The organism is Mesorhizobium kowhaii (genome assembly GCF_042431665.1).
GTDB lineage: Bacteria > Pseudomonadota > Alphaproteobacteria > Rhizobiales > Rhizobiaceae > Mesorhizobium > Mesorhizobium kowhaii.
Map to the genome: position 1 here is coordinate 13,967 of NZ_JBHLYT010000009.1, position 19,262 is coordinate 33,228.

Consider the following 19,262-nt stretch of genomic DNA (forward strand, 5'->3'; position numbering starts at 1 on the left):
GCGCAACCCGAAGGCGAGTGCAAGCGGGCTCCTCGCGCGGGAGTGTTTGACGATGTCAGCGCGAGAGGGGGCGGGGTCTGCATTTTGTCGTTTCGATGATGCCGGCTTTGCCGTGCGAAACGGCCCGGCACTGGGCGGCCCAGCGGCCTGGTTGCTAGGTGTGGCAGCTAGGCCGCTGGGCCTGACCGGCGGGGCGGGTTGGGGGCGGCGCCGGCTGGCGAATATATATGCTGCTGCTAATATAAGCGGAACACACCCATATGAACGAAGGAAGTGCCAAAAGGTGGAGCACAAACCGGCCACGACCTACATCGTGAGCGTTGTCGAGAAGCCGCATTGGCGGATCGTGCTGACCACCTAAGACAAGGCCAAAGCGCTGGCGGCGGCAAAGGAGATCGGCGACAAGGTGAGCTCGAGGAGATCACGCCGAAGGTGAAGCGCTGACGGGAGCGGATTTTTTGCCGGGGCGGCCCAGCGACTTGCTAGGGGACTAGCAGCGGTGGCCGCTGGGCCTGACCAGTATGGCTCGAGGAGGCGCAGTGCTGGCTGACCCGAAACATGCGCTCACTCTAATGCAAGAGCCAGAGCGCATCCGCATGAAGGGCTACCTCCGAAAGGTTGAAGCGGGCCGCTGCCGTTGGAGTGCGGAGACGAACGCGGAATGCAAGATGGCTCTATGAGGTACACCCGGATGAGGTACAGCCGTGCCCCACGGTGGCTAGCCTTTTAACGGGCCACGGAACAAGAGAGCGGTGATCCGGTTTCAGGGGGATGGGAGGAAGTGGATATGCCAAGCAAAGTCAAAGATCCGCCACCGAAGCCTGACACGAAGAAGACACTCCGTCGTTCCGACAAGGAAGCATCGCCAGAGCCTGAACATGTCGATCCGCCCCCGCGAGACGTGCGAGAGGCACCGGCACCAAATCCAAACGGCGATAAGAATTCCTAATCGCAGGGGCGCGACCAAGGGCCCACTGCCTGACGGTGGCGGGCTTTTTCATTGAATGGCTACCCGGGCGGCTATCCAAGCGCGTTTTGATCAGGGTATCCGCGAAGTTCCTAAAAGCCAGATTGTCATTTGATTTCAATATGGTGCGGACGACGGGAATCGAACCCGTACGATCAGAGATCGAGGGATTTTAAGTCCCTTGCGTCTACCAATTCCGCCACGTCCGCAGGCCGCGATTACAAGCACTTAAGCGAACATAGGTCCAGCCATTCGAGCCCTGTTGGCACCGGATTGGCACCGAAAGGCCGGATTATTGTTCTGCGCCCGTTCTCATGGCAGCTTCAATCGCCGCTGCAGCACCTTCGTCCCACCGTGTAAACAGATGGGCGTAGACTGACAGCGTGACTACAGGTGACGCATGCCCTAGGCGACGGCTGATTGCAACCACGTCGATCCCGCTGGCGATCAGTGCAGATGCATGGGTGTGTCTGAGGTCGTGGAACCGAACCTTGGGAAACTCGACGGTAGGACGAGGGGCGGATGACCATCGTCGCCGGCCAGGAACCTCAAAGAGTTGGGGTAGCCGAGATGACCCGGCTCTCGCGATCGAGCAGCCGGGCCATAGGGCTAAGATCAGTAGTTGTTGTTGTCCTGCTGGACGATGACGTGATGATGCCGATGCATCGGACGGTCGATCGAACCGCTGATGATGACTGCATCCGAGCGGTGGTGGTGCCGGCGCCAGGCGCGCTCGCCATTGTCGTAAAACGCCTGCTCGCCATGATGGCGGTGATGGAGACGCTGTCCGTCCCGATAGATGACCGCACCGTCGTTGTTGTTCCAATGATGGCGGTGATGTCGGTGGGTCTGAATGACGATGGCTTCATCTGCGGAAGCAACCGCAGGCAGGGCCAAGCAAAGCGCCAACGCGCCCAAGATCATGACTTTCATTTTGAATTCTCCAAAAGGATGTGTTGCCCTTCGTGGGGTAACATGGCGCGACCGCTTTGGTTCCGGTGCCACGGCGTGGCGGTCGTTTAGGGATCGGTCTTCACCCAGCGGGCGGCCTCGACCAAACGCCGTTGCGCGGTTCTTATCCTGCTTTGCATCGCGATGTTTTCGGCCAGCATTTCTTTTGTGCGTTGAAGCGCGAGCTCGGTGCGGTTGATGCGCTGCCGTGCATTGGCGACTTCCGAGGTCAAAATATCGGCCGCCATCCCGTGACCGTGGGGTTCCATGGTGTCCATGAGGTTCTAACCCGTGGCGGGCGATATCGTTCCGAGCGATATGAATGGCTCAGTCTGCCGCCAGAGAAGCCCGGAAAACAAGGCTAGTCAGGACTGCGCGGGACGTGTCGGGATGGCGTAGCCCGCATTTTAAGTGCCTTGCGTCCACCATTCCGCCACGTCCGCAGGCCAGCCCTTTTCAAACGCCAGACACAGGCCGTCAGGTCGTGTTCTTGGCCACGTCTGAATGCGAAAAACAGACCATGCGGTTTGATGATACTGGTGCGATCACGGAATTATGCGCGCCGCAGATACTGGTAGGATACTCCTTGGCGGATCAAACCCGCCCAGGCCGGCGCCTCTCAGGCCCAACCCATTACCCCGCCCAACTGGGGGCGTCGGCCGCCCCTTCCACCAAGAGAGTTCCTTAAGCGACGGCCTTTGGCCGGGTAGCGCCAGGCCGCTGGCGAGGCTCAGAACTTGTAGCTCAAATTGATGCCGACCGTGTTCAGCTTCACATCCTGGTCGCGGTCGGTGAAATCGCCGGACGCATCATAGTGCTCCGAGCCGAAATCATAGTAGCGATACTGCGCGCCGACGACGAACTTGTCGGTCAGCGCGTAATCGACGCCGGCGCCGACGGTCCAGCCGACACTCGTGCGTGAGCTGTCGAACGCCGTGCCTGTCGCTTGCGACGTTTCGATGCCGGCAAAGGCGATGCCGCCAATGCCGTAGACCAGCAGCCGGTCCATTGCGTATCCGGCCTTGGCGTTGATCGACCCGAACCACTTGATGTCGGTGCCGAACGTATTTCCCGGCTCCGCTTCGGTCGTGCCGTCGACAGACGAATAATTGAGGTCGGCCTCGGCGCCGAGCACCGCCTGGTCGAACTGCCACAGGCCGGCGATATGGCCACCGACAAAACCGCCGTCGATGTCGGGTGAGACGGAAAATGGCTCGCCCTCTGTCCCCGTAATATCGGACTGGCCCCAGCCATAGCCGGCCTGCAGGCCGGCGTAGTAGCCGGTCCAGTCGAAGCCGGGCGCGGTCATCGGCAGGTCGACCGTTGGGTCGGCTGCGAAAGCCGGCACGCACGTGAGGGCAAGAAAGCCGGCACTGGCAAGCGTCAAGCGACGCATCGAGCGCTCCGAAATGGCGGTTCAGAAAGGTCCTTGCTGGGAAGGTAACCCGATTTGCGACAAAAACGGAATCCTATTTCTGGCCGATGTCGCTCGCCATGCCCAGTGCCGGCACCCCGGAGACAAGCAGCATTGCCGCGGCAGCGTCGCCGTGCAAGATCGGCGGTTTGCGGAGAAAAATCCTGATGCGCGTCCTGTTTCGCCCGATCGCCGCAGCAGCCATCGTGCTGGTCGCCTGCGGCCTCGCCATGGCCGAGCCATTGACGCTGGCCATTGCCAAGGCCGTGGTCGTACACGATCCGGCGCCAGGACAAGTGGCGCTCAACCTCAAGATGACGCCGGACAGTGGGCGAGCATTCGCCGCTTTCACCAAGGCGAATGTCGGAAAGACGATCGACCTCAGCGTCGGCGGCAGCGTCGTGATGTCGCCGCGGTTGGTCGAACCCATCCTCGGCGGCGAGGTCATGATCAGCGGCAAATTCGGCAAGGGTGAACTGAGGCGCCTCGCCGAACGGATTTCGGCCGGAAAGGCGAAAGTCACGGTCGACGTGAGCGCGCAGTAGCCTTCGTGAAGGCTGAATAGCCTTCGTGAAGGCGCAGCAGGTCCCAGGCTACCCGCTGTTTGACGCTGGTCAAAACCACACCGGCTTGGCACAGTCGGGCAAACAGGAGTCTTTCATGGCCAAGAAGCCGTCGGCGCATGCGACGAAACCCAAACCCTGGACCGAGATGGCGACGCAGCTGGTCGACGTCGCGATGGGGCGCAAGCCCGCCGATCTCGTCATCCGCAACGGGCGCTGGGTGAACGTCCATTCGGGTGAGATCATTGCCGGCACCGACATCGCCATTGCCGGCGGGCGCTTCGCCTATTGCGGGCCGAACGCCAGCCATGCCATCGGCCAGGGCACCAAGGTGGTCGACGCCGGCGGGCGCTATCTGGTGCCCGGCCTCTGCGACGCGCACATGCATGTCGAGAGCGGCATGGTGACGGTGACCGAGTTCTGCCGTGCCGTCATTCCGCACGGCACCACCTCGATGTTCATCGATCCGCACGAGATCGCCAATGTGCTGGGCCTGCCGGGCGTGCGGCTGATGCATGACGAAGCCGTGGCGATGCCCATCAACGTGCATGTGCAGATGCCGTCCTGCGTGCCTTCAGCACCGGGGCTGGAACATGCCGGCGCCGAGCTGACGGTCGCCGATGTCGCGGAAGCAATGACCTGGGAGAACATCATCGGGCTGGGCGAAGTGATGAATTTCCCTGGTGTCGCCGCCAACGACCCGGTCATGTCTGGCGAGATCGCCGCGACGGTCAAGGCAGGCAAGACGGTTGGCGGGCACTATGCCTCGCGCGATCTCGGCCTGCCGTTCCATGGCTATGTCGCCGGTGGGCCGGAAGACGACCACGAGGGCACGCGCGCCGAGGATGCCATTGCGCGTGTGCGCCAGGGCATGAAGGCGATGCTGCGGCTAGGCTCGGCCTGGTATGACGTCGCCTCGCAGATCAAGGCGGTGACCGAGAGCGGCATCGATCCGCGCAACTTCATCCTGTGCACCGACGACAGCCATTCCGGCACGCTTGTCCATGAAGGCCATATGGACCGGGTGGTGCGCCACGCCATTCAACAGGGGTTGAAGCCGGTGACGGCAATCCAGATGGCGACGCTCAACACCGCCCAGCATTTCAAACTGGAGCGCGAGATCGGCTCGATTGCGCCGGGGCGGCTGGCCGACCTGCTGATCGTCTCGGATCTCTCCGCGATGACCATCGATGAGGTCTACGCGCGTGGCGTCAGGCTCGCCAAGGGCAGCAAGCTCGAAATCGACATTCCGGCCTATGATTACCCGAAGACGGCGAAGAACACCGTCAAGCTCGGCAAGAGACTCAAGGCCGCTGACTTCAACATCGCGGCCCCCAAGGGCGCCAACGAGGTGCGTGTGCGGGTGATCGGCGTCATCGAGAACCAGGCGCCGACGCGGGCGCTGGAAGCGGATCTGCCGGTCGAGGACGGGCTGGTCGCCATGGATCGCCGCAACGATGTCTGCCAGATCGCGCTGGTCGAGCGCCACAAGGGCACCGGCGGTGTCACCAACGCCTTCGTCTCCGGCTTCGGCTACATGGGCGACTGCGCCATGGCCTCCAGCGTGGCGCACGATTCCCACCACATCATCGTCGTCGGCACCAACAAGCAGGACATGGCGCTGGCCGTGAATCGACTGGGCGAGGTCGGCGGCGGCGTCGTGCTGTTCTCGAAGGGCAAGGAGCTGGCGCTGGTCGAAATGCCGATCGCCGGGCTGATGTCGGACGAGCGGGCGGAAATAGTCGCCGCCAAGGCCGAGAAGCTCACCGAAGCGATGCGCAAGATGGGCTGTTCGCTAAACAACGCCTATATGCAGCACTCGCTTCTGGCGCTGGTCGTGATTCCCGAACTCAGGATTTCCGACGTCGGGCTGATCGACGTGACGACCTTCCAGAAGGTCGATCTTTTCGTCTGAGATCAGCCGCCGGCGCTCGGCTGTTTACCCGCCGGTGGCGACGGTCAGCACCTTGAATGGTGTGGTGATGACGATCTCGGCGACCGAGCCGACGGCCTTGCCTAGACCCTGGCCGATGTTGTCGAACTGCGCCGCGTCGGGCTCGTCCGATCGTAGGGCGGCCGGTGTGCGCAGCCGGTCGCCGAGCAGTTGCACCAGAATCGGGTTGTCGGCGAATTTGGCATGGTTCAAACGGTCGCCGCCCTTGGTGTTGGTCAGGTCCGCCACGACCACGCCATAGCTGGCAAGGTCGGCGGCATTGCCGTAATCGCCAACGCGCGGCTTGTCGCCAGAGATCAGGGAAGACAGCTTGAGCGCTCGGTCGTCGCCCGAGAGCAGGATAGCGAACGGCTTGTCCGGCTTGCCGTAGCGGATCATCTGCTTCTTGAAGACATCGACATCGATGTCGGGCGAAGCCAGAACGACATAGCCGAGCTTGCCGCCGAGATCGCGATCGCCGGTGATGGCGAGCTGGCGCAACGCCTCCATCGTCACCCAGGTTCCCATCGAATGAGCGATGATGTCGATGCTCTTGACCCGTGTCTTGGCCAGCATCCTGAGCGTCGCCTCGAGGTCGTCGCGCGCCGCGTTGGCGCTTTCCTTGTCGTAGATATAGCCCGTCGTCTTGCCACTCGACGCCCACGAGAACAGCACCGGCGTTCCGGTATATTTCGTGTCATGGGCAATCTGCGTCAGCCGGTAGATGCCGTCGTCGAAGCCATTGTTGAAGCCGTGCACGAAAACCAGCGCACGGTCGCCGCGCATGGCGATGTCGGCGCCGACCGCCTTGGCGAATTGCGGCGCGCCGTCGTAGAAGGTGACGTCCTTGGCGGTGAATTCCTTGGCCGGATTGCTGTTTGCGGATCCCTTGGCCCGCTCGATGGCACCGACCTGATGGCTTTTGGGAACGGTCACGTCGACACGGGCAAAGCTGGTGGTCAGCGAGCGGTCGCCATCATAGACCTGCCGCGGGTCCTTTGTTGCCCTCTGGCGTGTCGTGGCGACGAAGATCTCATGCGTCGCCGCGATGTCGGAAGCCGGTGCGGCGACCGTCGTCTTGTTGAGCAGATCATGGGTGTTCTGGCCGGCGCAGCCGGTGACAGCGAGCGCGAACGCAACGACGAGGTAACTCTTCGAACGCACGGTCACACGCCGGCTCCCGCAAAGGGGGACGTCAAACGCATGACGTCGCCGGATATTCCGATAAAGCCGAAGGCCGCCGCGGTCCAGTTCAAAGTAAGCCGATACTTCCGCAATGGTGAAAAGGCACGGCGAGAACCACGGGACCGCATCTATTGCCCGAGCAGGCCGATGCGATCGGTCACGTCGCGATCGCTGGCAAAACCGTCATCGTCGCGCAGCCGCTGGCCGATCATCTTCACCAATTCGGGATTGTCGGCGAATTTGGTGTGGTTGAAGCTATCGCTTCCCTTGACCTTGGAGAGGTCGACGACCGTCACGCCGTAGGAGGCAAGATCGGCGGCATCCTTGTAGTCGCCGACGCGTGGCCGCGAGCCGGCGATCAGGCCGGAGAGCCTGAGCGCCCGATCGTCGTCTGAGAGCAGCAGGATGAACGGCTTGTCAGGCTTGCCGTAGCGCCGCATCTGGCTCTTGAACACATCGACATCGATGTCGGGCGAGGCGAGCACCACATCGCCGAGCTTGCCGCCGAGATCGCGGTCGCCGCTAATGGCCATCTGGCGCAGCGTTTCCATCGTCACCCAGGTTCCCATCGAATGGGCGACGATGTCGATGCGCCGCGCGCCGGACTGTTCCAGCATCCTCAAGGTCACTTCGAGCTGGTCGCGGGCCGCGCTGGCGCTTTCCTTGTCATAGACATAGTCGGTGGTCTTGGCGCCCGACGCCCAGGAAAACAGCACCGGTGTGCCCGGATAGCCGGAATCATGGACGATCTGGGTCAAGCGGTAGACGGCATCATCGAAGCCGGTGTTGTAGCCATGGACGAAGACCATGACGCGGCCACCGCGCGCCGCGATGTCGGCATTGAGCGCGCTGGAGAACTTCGGCTGTGTGTCGTAGCCGACGACTTCGGACGCCATGAAATACTTCGCCGGGTCGTCGGATTTGCCGCGCGAACGGCGCTCGATCTGGCCGGTCTGGTGGGAGCCTGGCACCGTGACATTGACGCGGGCGTAATTCAGCGTGGCCGAGCGCTCACCGTCGAAAACCTTGTTGGGATCGTCGGACTTCTTGCGCGTCGTGGCAATGAAGATGCTGTGGTTGCCAGCGATCTCCGTCACCGGCGTCGCGACGATGGCGCTGCCAAGCAGTTCCTGTGTTTGCGTGCCGGCGCAGCCGGCGACGAGCAAGGCAAGGACAACGGCAAAGATCTTCTTCAAAGGCACTCAGAAATTCCAACTCCGGCCAAAAGGCCTGCCTACCCCCGCGACATCCCGGACAGCCAGAGTGCGGCAGAACTAAGTCGCGTCCAGCCGAAATGTGGTCAGCGCCCGGTTACGGCCATCGCACTGTTGCGCGAAAGCCAAAACGGCGGCAGAAACGCCGGAATGTTGGAGAAGGGCAGCACCTCCGGTTTGAGGCGGATGCCGAGTACATCCGCCATGAAGCCGCGTCGCGCCTCGATGCGGCTCCAGGCCTCGGGATGGCGCGCCGCGATCTCCTCGCGCAGAGGTTCGTCGGCAAGCGCGATGCCGTCCTCGATGTTGGTGGTGAAATAGGCGCCGCCGGTCGCCGGGATGACGTCGACCTGCAGCGCCATGCCCGATCGCAGTCTGATGTCGGAGCCGGAAAACACCGGCGAATGCATCCATTCGTCGATATGGACGAGATGGCCGGGATTGAGGGAGACACCAAAGAACGGATCACCTATGCGGTCATGCACAGCCTTCCACAGCGTGCCTCCCGTGGTGCCGATGCCGATCGCTTCGTACCAGTCGACGACGGCGGCAAAATAGGGCGCGACCAGTCTTTCGACATAGTCGCGGATGGCATGCGGAAGTTCGGATGCCTCCTCGGCGACGAAGCCGGCGCGTGCATTGAGCGCACCCTGGATGCCGTAGGCCATGGTGATCGGGTCGCCACGCCGGATGATGTCGAGGCGCGGGCTGGGCAGGCCATAGGCGGCGCGCTTGCCCGCCGAAAGCATCGGATGGCAGCCATGCGGCAGCCCGTTCATGCCCATCAGCCGGGCTGCCTGCAGTTCGGTCATGCCAGGCTCGATGCCTTGCAGGACATTGCGCAGCCCCTGCGAGGTGAAGGTCGCGGCGAACTCGAAGGCAGCCAATTGGTCGGCCTCGTTGATGGCGCGCAGCCCGTCGGTGGGGTTCATCAGCAGATTGGCCGCGTTCACAACCGCGCCCTTGTCGCCAACAAGCGCGCGCAGCGTATCGGCGATGAAGGAGGGCAGGTCGAGTGCCGTCTCGCCAAAGCCGGCGTCACCCGCGTCGAACGGCTTCCAGCCGATGGCGCCGATGCGCTGGCCGGGCTTCAGGCCGCAATCGGCGAGGATGTCGGGAAGCGCGTCCGAGCGATCGCGCGGCTGCGCCGGCAGCGAAAAGGTCTGGTAGAGGACGCGCTCATACGGCCCGCCGCAGAGTTCGGCATAGCCCCAGCCTTCATTGCCGACGAGGAGTCTTGGCTGCCGGCCGGGAACGACGACAAGCAGTGTCTCCTCGAAACGCGGATCGTAGCCTGAGAGATAGGCGACATTGGCCGCGTGTTCGCGGTCGCCATAGATGGCGAAAGCATCTAGGCCGGCCTTGACGCCCAATGCCGTCAGCGCCGCGATGCGGGCTTCGTGGGTGGCGCGCGCAATGAGCGGCATCACCGTCGGTTCGCCGAATTCCGGCAAGGACATGGATTTCAGGCCGACCGATGCGACAGGCATGAACAAACGCCTCCAAGTGCTTGCAAGGATTCTGCGAATGCCCGTTTGGAGGGGCATGAATGGCCGGACAATGGCGTCACGGGCCTGGATATGCAATAGGCGGGATCGGCCGCACGACGACAGGGCGTGCAACAAACAGCCGTTGCGCGGCCCGATCGATGATAGAGGTCCGCGACAACAGGCGGTGCGAGGTGGTTTTCCGATGAACAGTTTCTCTTCCCGCGTCGCCACCGCTGCCGCCGCGATCCGCCAGATCTTTCCGGAAACGCCGCTGCAGGAGAATGACTACCTGTCGAAAAAGACCGGGGCACGGGTGCTGTTGAAGCGCGAGGACCTGTCGCCGGTGCGGTCCTACAAGATCCGCGGCGCCTTCAATTTCTTCCGCAAGACGCTCGCGGCCGGCAACGAGGCGGAACTCTTCGTCTGCGCTTCCGCCGGCAACCATGCGCAGGGCTTCGCTTTCGTCTGCCGCCACTTCGGCAAGAAGGGCGTCGTGTTCATGCCGGTAACAACGCCGCAGCAGAAGATCGACAAGACCAAGCTGTTCGGCGGCGATTTCGTCGAGATCAGGCTGGTCGGCGATTTCTTCGACGATTGCTACCGCGCCGCCTTCGAATTCACCGAAAGTTCCGGCGCCCACATGGTGCCGCCCTTCGACCATAAGGACATCATCGAGGGCCAGGCGACGGTCGCCTATGAGATCGCCGACCAGATGCCGGGCGCACGCATGCCCGACATCATCATGCTGCCGGTCGGCGGAGGCGGGCTCGCCGCCGGCGTCACCCACTATTTCGCCGATCAGGGCCGGGAAGCGCGCTTCGTCTTCTGCGAACCGGCCGGCGCCCCAAGCCTGCGCGAGAGCCTGTCTGCCGGAAAGCGCCTGAAGCTCACCAAGGTCGATAATTTCGTCGATGGCGCCGCGGTGGCCGAGATCGGCCGCGAGCCGTTGCGGCATCTCAAGGATTTTCCGGCCGACACTGTACGGCTGATCCCGGAAAACCGGCTCTGCGCCACCATGATCGAGATGCTCAACGTCGAAGGCGTCGTGCTGGAACCGGCGGGCGCGCTGGCGATCGACGCGCTCAAGGATTTTTCGAAGAAGGAGATCAGGGGCAAGACGATCGTCGCCGTGGTTTCGGGCGGCAATTTCGATTTCGAGCGGCTGCCGGACGTCAAGGAGCGGGCGCTGCGCTTCGAGGGCCTGAAGAAATACTTCATCATCCGCTTTCCGCAGCGGCCGGGCGCGTTGCGCGATTTCCTTGAAATGCTCGGACCCGACGACGACATCGCCCGCTTCGAATATCTGAAGAAATCGGCACGCAATTTCGGCTCGGTGCTGATCGGCATCGAAACCAAGGATCGTCGCAATTTCGACCTGCTCAAGGCGAATTTTGAGGCCGAAGGCGTCCAGTACCAGGATATCACCGACAACGAGACGCTGGCCGGGTTCATCATATGACTGATCGAGGAAAAACCTTCGTCGCGCTGTTTTCGGGCATCAATGTCGGCGGCAACCGCATCGTCAAGATGGCGGAGCTGCGGTCGTTCCTCGAGGATCTCGGCTTTTCCGATGTCGCCACCTATGTGCAGAGCGGCAATGCCGTGTTCCGGGCGAAGAAGGGTGACGCGGCGACGCTGACGAAACAGATCGAAGCAGCCTTCGAGAAGAAATGGGGATTTCATTCGCGCATCATGGTGCGCGATCTCGGCTGGTTCGAGCGGCTGATAGCGGACAATCCATATCCGGAGATCGCCGAAGAGCCGACCAAGCTCCATGCCTATGTGCTGGAGCGCGAGCCGACCGGCGATGAGGTGGCGCGGCTGGCCGAAAAGTGCACCGGTCCCGAACGGTTCGAGATCAAAGGCGACGTGCTCTATTTGCACGCCCCGGACGGGCTCGGCAAATCGGTTTTTGCCGGGCTGATCCCGCGCACGCTGAAAGTGCCGGGCACCACGCGCAACTGGCGCTCGGTGCTGGCGCTGCAGGCGATGGCCGGTCAGGCCGGCGGAGCCTAGGCCGGTTACACTGCCGTGGCGGGCTTCCAGTCGAAGGTCAGTTCTTCGCGGAAAGCGAAACGCTTGATGTGATCGGCAACGACGCTTTCCATACGCTCGAGCGATCCGCCTTCCTCGGTTGACACCGTGATATGCAGCGCGCTCGCATCGGCTTCCATGACGGTGCGGCCGAGCGAAAGATCGATCGTGCCATGGTGGGGATCGATCTCGACGGGGAATTTATGCGCCCAGTGCTTGCACAGCTGCTGCAAATAGCGGCTGGCGTGTTCGGTGGCGACATCGGCATGGCTGGTCGGCATGAGTGAATTCTCCGGGAGGGCAGGCGCCCATTGCTTGATATGGCGTGCCAGACTTGCCAGGCTGGCGCGACAGCCCGGTAGATAGGTGCTGTCGCGCAAAACGCCAAAGGCTGCCGGGCGATTTTCCGCCCCGGTCGAGACCTACCAGCTTCCGGTGTTCGCCATTGAAGCCCACGGTTCGGCCTTGGCCTTGGCCGGACCCTTTTGCAGGAGCTCGATCGAAATGCCGTCCGGCGACCTGATGAAGGCCATGTTGCCGTCGCGTGGCGGCCGGTTGATGGTGACGCCATTGTCCATCAGATGCTGGCAGGTGGCGTAGATGTCGTCGACCTCATAGGCGAGGTGGCCGAAATTGCGCCCGCCCTTGTAGTCTTCCGGATCCCAATTGTAGGTCAGTTCGACCAGCGGCGCCTTTTCGTTGACGCCGCTCTCCTCGTCCTCCGGCGCGGCGAGGAAGATCAGCGTGAAGCGGCCTTGCTCGTTTTCGTAGCGGCGCACCTCCTTGAGACCGAGCTTGGCGCAGTAGAAATCGAGCGAGGCATCGACGTCGGCGACGCGGACCATGGTGTGCAGATAGCGCATGTGATTTCCTCGATAAATTGCGTTGCGGCGCAACATAGGGTCGACCCGGTCAAAGGGCAATCGTTCGGCACTGCGCAATGCCGGCAAAGAACAAATCCGGTATTCCCCAATGAACCGTGAAAAAAGGCACGTCAGGTCTTGCACTCACCGGAAGCCGCGGTGTTAATCTAGTATCAAGAATCAGTTGCGGTGTTCTTGAAAAAAGGGGGCATTCTTATGGGGGAAAAGGCCTCTTTGACGGGGCGGGACGCAACCCTTGACGACGCCTTGCATCGTGACGAAGGCGGCGATGCTGGCGATCTGCTCGAAATTGCCGGCGCCATCAAGTGGTTCGATGTGGCCAAGGGCTACGGTTTCATCCTCCCGGATGACGGCATTTCAGGCGATATCCTCCTCCATGTGACATGTCTTCGAAAGGACGGCTTCCAGACGGCTTTGGAGGGCGCGCGCGTGGTCTGCCTCGTCAAGCATGGCGATCGCGGATTGCAGGCCTTCCGGGTGCTCTCGATGGACGTCACCACGGCGGTCCATCCGGCCGAAATGCAGGAGCAGCGCACTCATATCGCGGTGACGCCGGAAAGCGGCCTCGAACGCGCTTTGGTAAAATGGTTCAACCGCACCAAAGGGTTTGGTTTTCTCACCCGCGGCGAGGGCACCGAGGACATCTTCGTCCACATGGAGACCTTGCGCCGTTACGGCATCACTGAGCTTCGGCCGGGGCAGGTCGTGCTGGTTCGTTTTGGACGCGGCGACAAAGGCCTTATGGCTGCCGAAATTCACCCCGATATGGGCACCTTGCCGGTTTCGCACTAGGACGATTTCGGTCGAGGACTTTGAATGGCTCACAGGAACTGGCTGACGGCGGGTGTGGTGTGCGCCATTGTCGCCGTGGTCGTGGCCGCAGGTGCTTACTTCTATTCCGACCGGCCGACCGCGGCTGACAGCCGGGCGATGATCCTTCCGGTCGATCCGGCGCCGCTGGTTGTGGTGACGAAAGGCGGCGATCGTTCTTTTTCCATCGAAGTCGCCAACACCGCCGCGGAGCGCGAGGCTGGGCTGATGTACCGCCAGGACATGGCCGACGACCATGGCATGTTGTTCGTCTTCGAGATCCAGCAGCAGGTCAGCTTCTGGATGCAGAACACGCCGATGCCGCTGGACCTGATTTTCGTCGGCCAGGATGGCAAGATCCGGGCGATCAAGCATGGCGAGCCGCAATCCGAGGCCATCATTTCGCCTGGTGTGCCAGTGCGTTTCGTGCTCGAGCTCAAAGCTGGCACCGCCGCCAGGAACGGCATCGAGTATGGCGACCTGTTGCGCCATCCGGCCGTTGGCACGGTGTCTGGTCCAGGCGTGCCGCCATCCGACAATGGCGATGCGCCCAACGGTGGTGCCGGTTGAGCGTGCGAGCGGGATAACCGATGCAGTTTTTTTCCCATGACGGCTTCGATCTTGCCTTCCTCGACCGCCAGCCGGCGTCGGGTGAAGGCGATCCGGTGATGATGATCCATGGCTTTGCCTCGACCCACTATGTCAATTGGGTATCGCCGGGCTGGTTCAAGACGCTGAACGATGCCGGTTACCGCGCCATCGCCTTCGACAATCGCGGCCACGGTTCGTCGTCGAAGAGTTATGACGAGGCCGATTACACGCCGGTCAAGATGGCTTCGGATGCCGCCGCCTTGCTTGGCCATCTCGGCATAGAGCGCGCCCATGTCATGGGCTATTCGATGGGCGCGCGCATCGCGGCGTTCCTGGCGCTGTCCGATCCGGACAAGGTGGCGACGCTGGTTTTCGGCGGTCTCGGCATCGGCATGATCGACGGCGTCGGCGACTGGGATCCGATCGCCGCGGCCCTCCTTGCCGACGATCCAGCGGCGACCAGTCATCCGCGCGGCCGATCGTTTCGCGCCTTCGCCGACCAGACCCGCAGCGACCGCCGGGCGCTGGCCGCCTGTATCGCCAGGTCGCGAGAATTGCTGAGCGAGGACGATATTGCGCGCATCGCCCAGCCGACGCTGATCGCCGTCGGCACGACGGACGACATTGGCGGTTCGCCCGATGAACTCGCGGCATTGATGCCGAACGCCAGGGCCTTTCACATCGAGGGCCGGGACCATATGCTGGCGGTCGGGGACAAGACCTTCAAGCAACGCGTGCTGGAGTTCTATGCCGAAAATCCGCTCTGAGCGGACGGCGACGGGGAGCGGGCAATAGTGGCACAATGGGGGAGAAGCGCGGCCGCCATACCGGGTGCGGTCGCGCAGGGTGAGCTCGGCAAACGTTCCGTCATCCTGGCGCTGGCAGCCTTCGCTGCAGGGGCGATTGCGATGACCATCCTGGTGGCGATGCCGAGCGACGCGTCGCAGCTGGCCCAGAACATCGGCACGGTTTTCTTCATGGCGGTATTTTTGCTCGCCGCACCGCTGGCGCATATCACCGGCGCGGTTTTCGGCGTGATGGCGCTGGTGCGTTCGAATGACAATCGTGCGTTTGGCCTTCTGGGGATCGTGCTCAACGGCCTGTCGGTGATGGCAGGGCTGGTTCTCCTAGCAGCAATGGCGTCTACGATTGGCGCTTTTACCTGATTGCTCTTAGCCTGTGGTGAGAGCCGCCAGCGACCGCGCCATGTTCAGTCTGGCCTGTGGTTCGAAGCGCTGGCGAAACTCTTCGGTGTGGAACATGTGCGGGCGGGCGAGGAAATTCTTCAGGACCGCGCTGCGGCCGGTCCGCCACATCGGCTCCTCCACCCAATGATACTCGCGCCGCACGGCGCGTTCATAAGCATCGAAGGCGTCCGGCTTAGCCCCCAGGATCGACAGATCCATGTCGAGGAAAAGACCGGCGTCCCGTACGGCCGTCGCGTCGTCAAACAACGGCAGTTGGTGCGTGGCGGTAGCGACGATCATCGCCGAGATGCGGTCGAGGCGCCCGGCTTCAGCGCGGCCCGCGAGCTTTTTCTCGGCAAGGGCGGCACTTTGCGCCTCGTTGTCCTTGGCCTTGCTGTCATAGATGGCATCATGGAACCAGATCGCCGCCTGGACGGCTTCGGCATCGCCGAGCAACCCTCGATAGTCGCCTGCGAGCGCCAGCATCGCCTCGATATGGGCAAGGTTGTGATAGTGGCGGCCTTTGGCCTTGTAGAGCGCTGAGAGCTCGCTTTTCAGCGCCTTGTCGATCAAGGGTTCGTTTTCCATGGCGGCGTCCAGATCCACCCAATGAAATAGTCCCGGCATCCTGAGCCAAAACACGACACAGCGGAAGGCAGCGAGGGAGTCATGGTGCCGCACCCGATTGACCAAATCGCATGACGGCGGGAATCTCCTTGGCATGAGCAGGATCCGCGCGGTCACCCGCCAGGACGCATGTTGTCATTTTCAAAGCACTCAAACCCAAGGAGCCTTGACATGACCAGTACCCAGCAGCGTAACGAGACCGCTACCGAGACCCCTAGACCGGGGACTATCGACATGAAGCTCGAGGCCGTCATCATTTCCGTTTCGGATGCCGATCGGGCCAAGCGTTTTTATGGTGGCCTGGGTTGGAGGCTCGACGCCGACTTCGTCGTTGGCGATGCGTTTCGGGTCGTGCAGTTCACGCCTCCGGGTTCACCTTGCTCGATCCATTTCGGCAAGGGGCTCACGACCGCCGCGCCAGGTTCGGCAAAGGGACTTTATCTCGTTGTGTCCGATATCGAGGCGGCGCGTGCCGAACTGGTGGCGCGCGGGGTCGATGCGAGCGAAGTGTTTCACCGTGCTGGCCCTGGGCAGCCGCCGATCAGCGGCAGACATCCGGAGGGGCGCAGTTATTCCTCCTATGCCTCGTTCAGCGACCCGGACGGCAACAGCTGGCTGCTGCAGGAGATCACCCAGCGATTGCCTGGGCGCGTGGAAGCCCACGACACGACATTCACCTCATCGACCGAGCTGGCCGCCGCGTTGCGGCGTGCGGCGGCCGCGCATGGCGAGCACGAGAAGCGGACCGGCGGACAGCGGGACGAGAACTGGCCCGACTGGTACGCCGAATACATGGTAGCGGAACAGGCCGGCAAGCCGCTGCCGACTTGAACAGCGGCCATCGCAGCGCTGTCTCATCGACGTCGCGGTGAGCTTGAGCTTGCCGGCCACCAGATCGCTATGCCTTCCGCCCGGTCAGGCCGGAAAGCTGGCTTTTCAGCGCGTCGTCGATCAAGGGTTCGTTTTCCATGGCTGCTTGAATTCCCGCGAACCAAATCCATTTGACACAGCACTAAGGAAAATTGAGTTCAATCGTGCTATGATCTGGCTTATATGTGCCGCCAGACAACAGGCAAGCACAACAGGCAAGCCCCGGCAGGACGCAGGACGAGACGGCGATGAACAGCATCAGCATTTCCCGACACAGCGCATTGCAGCCGGTCGACCCGATCTGGCGCGCGATCCGCGACGAGGCGATGGAGGCGGTCAACCGCGACCCGCTGCTTGCCGCGTTCCTCTATTCGACCATCCTCAACCAGGACAGCCTGGAAGAAGCGGTCATCCATCGGCTGGCCGAGCGGCTCGACCACCAGGATATCGGCTCCGATCTCATCCGCCAGACCTTCAAATCGATGCTGGCCGACGACAAGGACTGGCCGACGACCGTGCGTGTCGACATCCAGGCCTATTACGACCGCGATCCGGCCTGCGACCGCTTCATCATGCCAGTGCTCTATTTCAAGGGCTTTCACGCCATCCAGACCCACCGGCTGGCGCATTGGCTATGGAACCAGGGCCGCAAGGATTTCGCGCTCTACCTGCAGAGCCGCTCGTCCTCGGTCTTCCAGACCGACATCAACCCGGCCGCCCGCATCGGCAAGGGCATCTTCATCGACCATGCCACCGGCCTCGTCGTCGGCGAGACCGCGGTCATCGAGGATGATGTGTCGATCCTTCACGGCGTGACGCTGGGCGGAACCGGCAAGGCCGGCGGCGACCGTCACCCCAAGATCCGCTACGGTGTGCTGATCGGCGCCGGCGCCAAGATCCTCGGCAACATCGAAATCGGCCATTGCTCGAAGATCGCGGCAGGCTCGGTGGTGCTATCGCCCGTACCGCACAACAAGACGGTTGCCGGCGTGCCGGCCCGCGTCGTCGGCGAGACCGGCTGCGATCAGCCGTCGCGCCAGATGGACCAGCTTCTGCCGTCGCAGACGATGGACCAGGTCGTCAGCTTCGACATCTGATTTTCATCCGCCCACTGCCTGTGGCCGGTTGCCGGCCGCGGGGCAGGAGCGGGCGGTTGTTCTCGTCTTATCAGGCCGCTCGCCTTTACATCGCCATTGTCGACGTGCCAGAAGCGCGTTCAATCGAGCAAGCCCGATGATCGGAGAAGACTGTTGAAGCCGGACGAAATCAGAAAGCTGGACGCCTATTTCAAGCGCGTCTTCCAGAACCCCAAGCTTGAGGTCAAGGCACGGCCGCGCAAGGAAGATTCGGCCGAGGTCTATGTCGGCGACGAGTTCCTCGGCATCGTCTTCAAGGACGAGGACGACGGCGACTACAATTTTTCGATGGCGATCCTCGACATCGATCTGGCCTAAGCCAGACATTCGGCTCGCAGCGCCGGTTGCACGGGCGAGCCGCGCCGGCGCTGAGGCGGAGCTCCTTTGGCCACCGCCAGCATAGTGTACGCCGCGTCCGCACGAAGCCGGCAACCGGTGGTCCAGCAAGTTAGTAGAGCCGGTCGCGATTACCTGTGTCGATGATCGTTTGCATCTCCTCAATCGTCTCCGCGAGTTTGCCGTGGGCGACCAACATCTCCGCAAACGAGGGAAGGTTGCTGGTATCAGGCCACGCCTCCGGCTGCCACAAGCCCGAGCGGACCATGCATTTCGGGCAATGAGAAAGTACGTGCGAGATCTCGATGACGAGTATGTGCTCAGGGAGCTTGCGGTTGACAGCCATGGCCTCACGCAACTCAGCATCACGGACAATGAGCGCCTTGCCGGCCACGCGAAGGGTGTAGGTCACACCTGGGATTACGAAAATCAGGCCGACATTCGGGTTGCTCAGGACGTTGCGGAAGGTATCGAGCCGACGATTGCCGGGGCGGTCTGGGATGGCGAGAGTTCTCTCATCCAGCACCTGACGAAGCCGGCGGGATCGCCCTTTGGCGAGACGTCGAGCATGCCATCGGGGCCGGCGGACGCTACGAACACAAAAGGCGCGTGAGCAATGAAGCGGCGAGCATGTTCGTCAATTACTCGCACAACCTTGGCAATCGCTCGGTCTGTGGGTGCCCCCAAAACCGCTCGTAATTGCTCTTCGCTCGTGATGACATCTCGGAAACGGCGCCGAAGACTGCTTTCGTCGTCTTGCATGATGCCAGTCTCTGTCCGCGTACCTACGCAAAATGACGCAAAGTTCGCACGACAGCAACTCCGTTGACGAGCCATTCCCTACATAGCCAGCAGGAACAAAATCGCCCTTCATATCCTTGTGCTTGTGTTCGGCTAATCGGCTTCGCGATTGATATCGTTGCCTATGCCGCCATTGGCGGCAGCCTGCTGATTGAGTTTTGACCCTAGGTTGAGAACCCATACAATAGGCTGATTTTGTTTGATATTCTTCGCCATCAATGAGTCGCTGGAGGTCGAACTGATGTCGAAGGGCCTGTTTTGGTTGTCGG

22 protein-coding genes and 1 tRNA gene are annotated in these 19,262 nt (G+C 62.2%); 11 read left to right on the forward strand and 12 right to left on the reverse strand.

Annotation, left to right across the window (positions count from 1 at the left end; translation table 11 throughout):
* Window positions 1-1,090: 1,090 nt before the first annotated feature.
* From ACFFNA_RS10830 to ACFFNA_RS10850, 5 genes are all read right to left on the reverse strand, one after another.
* Window positions 1,091-1,176: transfer RNA gene (locus ACFFNA_RS10830), tRNA-Leu, on the reverse strand.
* A gap of 83 nt (window positions 1,177-1,259) precedes the next feature.
* Window positions 1,260-1,694 (reverse strand): tyrosine-type recombinase/integrase, encoded by a 435-nt coding sequence (locus ACFFNA_RS10835; protein ID WP_378918097.1) that lies wholly within the window; start codon window positions 1,692-1,694, stop codon window positions 1,260-1,262.
* Window positions 1,583-1,900: a hypothetical protein gene (locus tag ACFFNA_RS10840; RefSeq protein ID WP_111542460.1), complete on the reverse strand. Its 318-nt coding sequence runs from the start codon at window positions 1,898-1,900 to the stop codon at window positions 1,583-1,585. The genes ACFFNA_RS10835 and ACFFNA_RS10840 overlap by 112 nt, the downstream gene beginning before the upstream one ends.
* Window positions 1,901-1,986: 86 nt before the next feature.
* A complete protein-coding gene (locus tag ACFFNA_RS10845; RefSeq protein ID WP_378918072.1) occupies window positions 1,987-2,196 on the reverse strand; it encodes a hypothetical protein in 210 nt (69 codons plus the stop codon).
* 452 nt (window positions 2,197-2,648) lie between these two features.
* A complete protein-coding gene (locus ACFFNA_RS10850) occupies window positions 2,649-3,314 on the reverse strand; it encodes an outer membrane protein (RefSeq protein ID WP_111542459.1) in 666 nt (221 codons plus the stop codon).
* A 185-nt stretch (window positions 3,315-3,499) separates the two neighbouring features.
* Between ACFFNA_RS10850 and ACFFNA_RS10855 the strand changes: the two genes are divergently transcribed.
* Together ACFFNA_RS10855 and ade are read left to right on the forward strand one after the other, a co-directional pair.
* On the forward strand, window positions 3,500-3,877 hold the full coding sequence (locus ACFFNA_RS10855) for a SecDF P1 head subdomain-containing protein (protein WP_378918074.1): 378 nt from the start codon (window positions 3,500-3,502) through the stop codon (window positions 3,875-3,877).
* Window positions 3,878-3,992: 115 nt separating this feature from the next.
* Window positions 3,993-5,810 (forward strand): adenine deaminase, encoded by a 1,818-nt coding sequence (gene ade, locus ACFFNA_RS10860; protein WP_111542575.1) that lies wholly within the window; start codon window positions 3,993-3,995, stop codon window positions 5,808-5,810.
* Window positions 5,811-5,834: 24 nt separating this feature from the next.
* Here the strand turns inward: ade and ACFFNA_RS10865 are convergent, their stop codons facing one another.
* The 3 genes from ACFFNA_RS10865 to ACFFNA_RS10875 all read right to left on the reverse strand — a co-directional run bounded on the left by ACFFNA_RS10865 (window position 5,835) and on the right by ACFFNA_RS10875 (window position 9,717).
* Window positions 5,835-6,998: an alpha/beta hydrolase gene (locus ACFFNA_RS10865; protein ID WP_111542458.1), complete on the reverse strand. Its 1,164-nt coding sequence runs from the start codon at window positions 6,996-6,998 to the stop codon at window positions 5,835-5,837.
* A gap of 143 nt (window positions 6,999-7,141) precedes the next feature.
* Entirely contained in the window at window positions 7,142-8,215 is a 1,074-nt protein-coding gene (locus ACFFNA_RS10870; RefSeq protein ID WP_378918076.1) for an alpha/beta hydrolase, read from the reverse strand.
* A gap of 98 nt (window positions 8,216-8,313) precedes the next feature.
* Window positions 8,314-9,717, reverse strand: coding sequence for an aminopeptidase P family N-terminal domain-containing protein (locus ACFFNA_RS10875; protein ID WP_378918078.1), 1,404 nt, complete (start codon window positions 9,715-9,717; stop codon window positions 8,314-8,316).
* A gap of 202 nt (window positions 9,718-9,919) precedes the next feature.
* On the opposite strand from ACFFNA_RS10875, the gene ilvA reads away from it, so the two are divergent.
* Complete coding sequence (gene ilvA, locus ACFFNA_RS10880; protein ID WP_378918080.1) at window positions 9,920-11,176, forward strand: threonine ammonia-lyase IlvA; 1,257 nt, start codon at window positions 9,920-9,922, stop codon at window positions 11,174-11,176.
* Window positions 11,173-11,733, forward strand: a complete 561-nt coding sequence (locus tag ACFFNA_RS10885) for a DUF1697 domain-containing protein (RefSeq protein ID WP_378918082.1) — start codon at window positions 11,173-11,175, stop codon at window positions 11,731-11,733. Before ilvA ends, ACFFNA_RS10885 begins: the two co-directional genes overlap by 4 nt.
* A 5-nt stretch (window positions 11,734-11,738) precedes the next feature.
* On the opposite strand, the gene ACFFNA_RS10890 is transcribed toward ACFFNA_RS10885, so the two are convergent.
* Both ACFFNA_RS10890 and ACFFNA_RS10895 read right to left on the reverse strand, forming a co-directional pair.
* On the reverse strand, window positions 11,739-12,032 hold the full coding sequence (locus tag ACFFNA_RS10890; RefSeq protein ID WP_378918084.1) for a DUF2218 domain-containing protein: 294 nt from the start codon (window positions 12,030-12,032) through the stop codon (window positions 11,739-11,741).
* 141 nt (window positions 12,033-12,173) lie between these two features.
* A complete protein-coding gene (locus ACFFNA_RS10895) occupies window positions 12,174-12,614 on the reverse strand; it encodes a VOC family protein (protein ID WP_095090732.1) in 441 nt (146 codons plus the stop codon).
* Between the two features lie 216 nt (window positions 12,615-12,830).
* On the opposite strand from ACFFNA_RS10895, the gene ACFFNA_RS10900 reads away from it, so the two are divergent.
* The 4 genes from ACFFNA_RS10900 (at window position 12,831) to ACFFNA_RS10915 (ending at window position 15,202) form a co-directional block, all read left to right on the forward strand.
* A complete protein-coding gene (locus ACFFNA_RS10900; protein WP_378918086.1) occupies window positions 12,831-13,427 on the forward strand; it encodes a cold-shock protein in 597 nt (198 codons plus the stop codon).
* A gap of 24 nt (window positions 13,428-13,451) precedes the next feature.
* Window positions 13,452-14,015 (forward strand): DUF192 domain-containing protein, encoded by a 564-nt coding sequence (locus tag ACFFNA_RS10905; protein ID WP_378918088.1) that lies wholly within the window; start codon window positions 13,452-13,454, stop codon window positions 14,013-14,015.
* A 20-nt stretch (window positions 14,016-14,035) separates the two neighbouring features.
* Window positions 14,036-14,803 carry an alpha/beta fold hydrolase gene (locus ACFFNA_RS10910; RefSeq protein ID WP_111542451.1) on the forward strand — a complete coding sequence of 256 codons (768 nt, stop codon included), beginning with the start codon at window positions 14,036-14,038 and terminating at the stop codon, window positions 14,801-14,803.
* Window positions 14,804-14,944: 141 nt separating this feature from the next.
* On the forward strand, window positions 14,945-15,202 hold the full coding sequence (locus ACFFNA_RS10915; protein ID WP_111542450.1) for a hypothetical protein: 258 nt from the start codon (window positions 14,945-14,947) through the stop codon (window positions 15,200-15,202).
* 6 nt (window positions 15,203-15,208) lie between these two features.
* On the opposite strand, the gene ACFFNA_RS10920 is transcribed toward ACFFNA_RS10915, so the two are convergent.
* Window positions 15,209-15,811: an HD domain-containing protein gene (locus tag ACFFNA_RS10920; protein WP_111542573.1), complete on the reverse strand. Its 603-nt coding sequence runs from the start codon at window positions 15,809-15,811 to the stop codon at window positions 15,209-15,211.
* A gap of 210 nt (window positions 15,812-16,021) precedes the next feature.
* Between ACFFNA_RS10920 and ACFFNA_RS10925 the strand changes: the two genes are divergently transcribed.
* The 3 genes from ACFFNA_RS10925 (at window position 16,022) to ACFFNA_RS10935 (ending at window position 18,174) form a co-directional block, all read left to right on the forward strand.
* A complete protein-coding gene (locus tag ACFFNA_RS10925; RefSeq protein WP_378918090.1) occupies window positions 16,022-16,681 on the forward strand; it encodes a VOC family protein in 660 nt (219 codons plus the stop codon).
* A 287-nt stretch (window positions 16,682-16,968) separates the two neighbouring features.
* Window positions 16,969-17,817, forward strand: a complete 849-nt coding sequence (gene cysE, locus ACFFNA_RS10930; protein WP_111542448.1) for a serine O-acetyltransferase — start codon at window positions 16,969-16,971, stop codon at window positions 17,815-17,817.
* 153 nt (window positions 17,818-17,970) lie between these two features.
* Window positions 17,971-18,174 carry a DUF3126 family protein gene (locus tag ACFFNA_RS10935; protein WP_006200852.1) on the forward strand — a complete coding sequence of 68 codons (204 nt, stop codon included), beginning with the start codon at window positions 17,971-17,973 and terminating at the stop codon, window positions 18,172-18,174.
* A gap of 130 nt (window positions 18,175-18,304) precedes the next feature.
* On the opposite strand, the gene ACFFNA_RS10940 is transcribed toward ACFFNA_RS10935, so the two are convergent.
* Entirely contained in the window at window positions 18,305-18,718 is a 414-nt protein-coding gene (locus ACFFNA_RS10940; RefSeq protein WP_378918093.1) for a pyridoxamine 5'-phosphate oxidase family protein, read from the reverse strand.
* Between the last annotated feature and the right edge of the window lie 544 nt (window positions 18,719-19,262).

Bases quoted from the DNA above. Each gene is read 5' to 3' on its own strand.
- ACFFNA_RS10840 (WP_111542460.1), bottom strand. From the start codon at position 1,900: ATGAAAGTCATGATCTTGGGCGCGTTGGCGCTTTGCTTGGCCCTGCCT.
- ACFFNA_RS10885 (WP_378918082.1), top strand. From the start codon at position 11,173: ATGACTGATCGAGGAAAAACCTTCGTCGCGCTGTTTTCGGGCATCAAT.
- ACFFNA_RS10845 (WP_378918072.1), bottom strand. From the start codon at position 2,196: ATGGACACCATGGAACCCCACGGTCACGGGATGGCGGCCGATATTTTG.
- ACFFNA_RS10920 (WP_111542573.1), bottom strand. From the start codon at position 15,811: ATGGAAAACGAACCCTTGATCGACAAGGCGCTGAAAAGCGAGCTCTCA.
- cysE (WP_111542448.1), top strand. From the start codon at position 16,969: ATGAACAGCATCAGCATTTCCCGACACAGCGCATTGCAGCCGGTCGAC.
- ACFFNA_RS10905 (WP_378918088.1), top strand. From the start codon at position 13,452: ATGGCTCACAGGAACTGGCTGACGGCGGGTGTGGTGTGCGCCATTGTC.
- ACFFNA_RS10890 (WP_378918084.1), bottom strand. From the start codon at position 12,032: ATGCCGACCAGCCATGCCGATGTCGCCACCGAACACGCCAGCCGCTAT.
- ACFFNA_RS10925 (WP_378918090.1), top strand. From the start codon at position 16,022: ATGACCAGTACCCAGCAGCGTAACGAGACCGCTACCGAGACCCCTAGA.
- ACFFNA_RS10855 (WP_378918074.1), top strand. From the start codon at position 3,500: ATGCGCGTCCTGTTTCGCCCGATCGCCGCAGCAGCCATCGTGCTGGTC.
- ACFFNA_RS10875 (WP_378918078.1), bottom strand. From the start codon at position 9,717: ATGCCTGTCGCATCGGTCGGCCTGAAATCCATGTCCTTGCCGGAATTC.
- ACFFNA_RS10850 (WP_111542459.1), bottom strand. From the start codon at position 3,314: ATGCGTCGCTTGACGCTTGCCAGTGCCGGCTTTCTTGCCCTCACGTGC.
- ACFFNA_RS10900 (WP_378918086.1), top strand. From the start codon at position 12,831: ATGGGGGAAAAGGCCTCTTTGACGGGGCGGGACGCAACCCTTGACGAC.
- ACFFNA_RS10915 (WP_111542450.1), top strand. From the start codon at position 14,945: ATGACCATCCTGGTGGCGATGCCGAGCGACGCGTCGCAGCTGGCCCAG.
- ilvA (WP_378918080.1), top strand. From the start codon at position 9,920: ATGAACAGTTTCTCTTCCCGCGTCGCCACCGCTGCCGCCGCGATCCGC.
- ade (WP_111542575.1), top strand. From the start codon at position 3,993: ATGGCCAAGAAGCCGTCGGCGCATGCGACGAAACCCAAACCCTGGACC.
- ACFFNA_RS10910 (WP_111542451.1), top strand. From the start codon at position 14,036: ATGCAGTTTTTTTCCCATGACGGCTTCGATCTTGCCTTCCTCGACCGC.
- ACFFNA_RS10895 (WP_095090732.1), bottom strand. From the start codon at position 12,614: ATGCGCTATCTGCACACCATGGTCCGCGTCGCCGACGTCGATGCCTCG.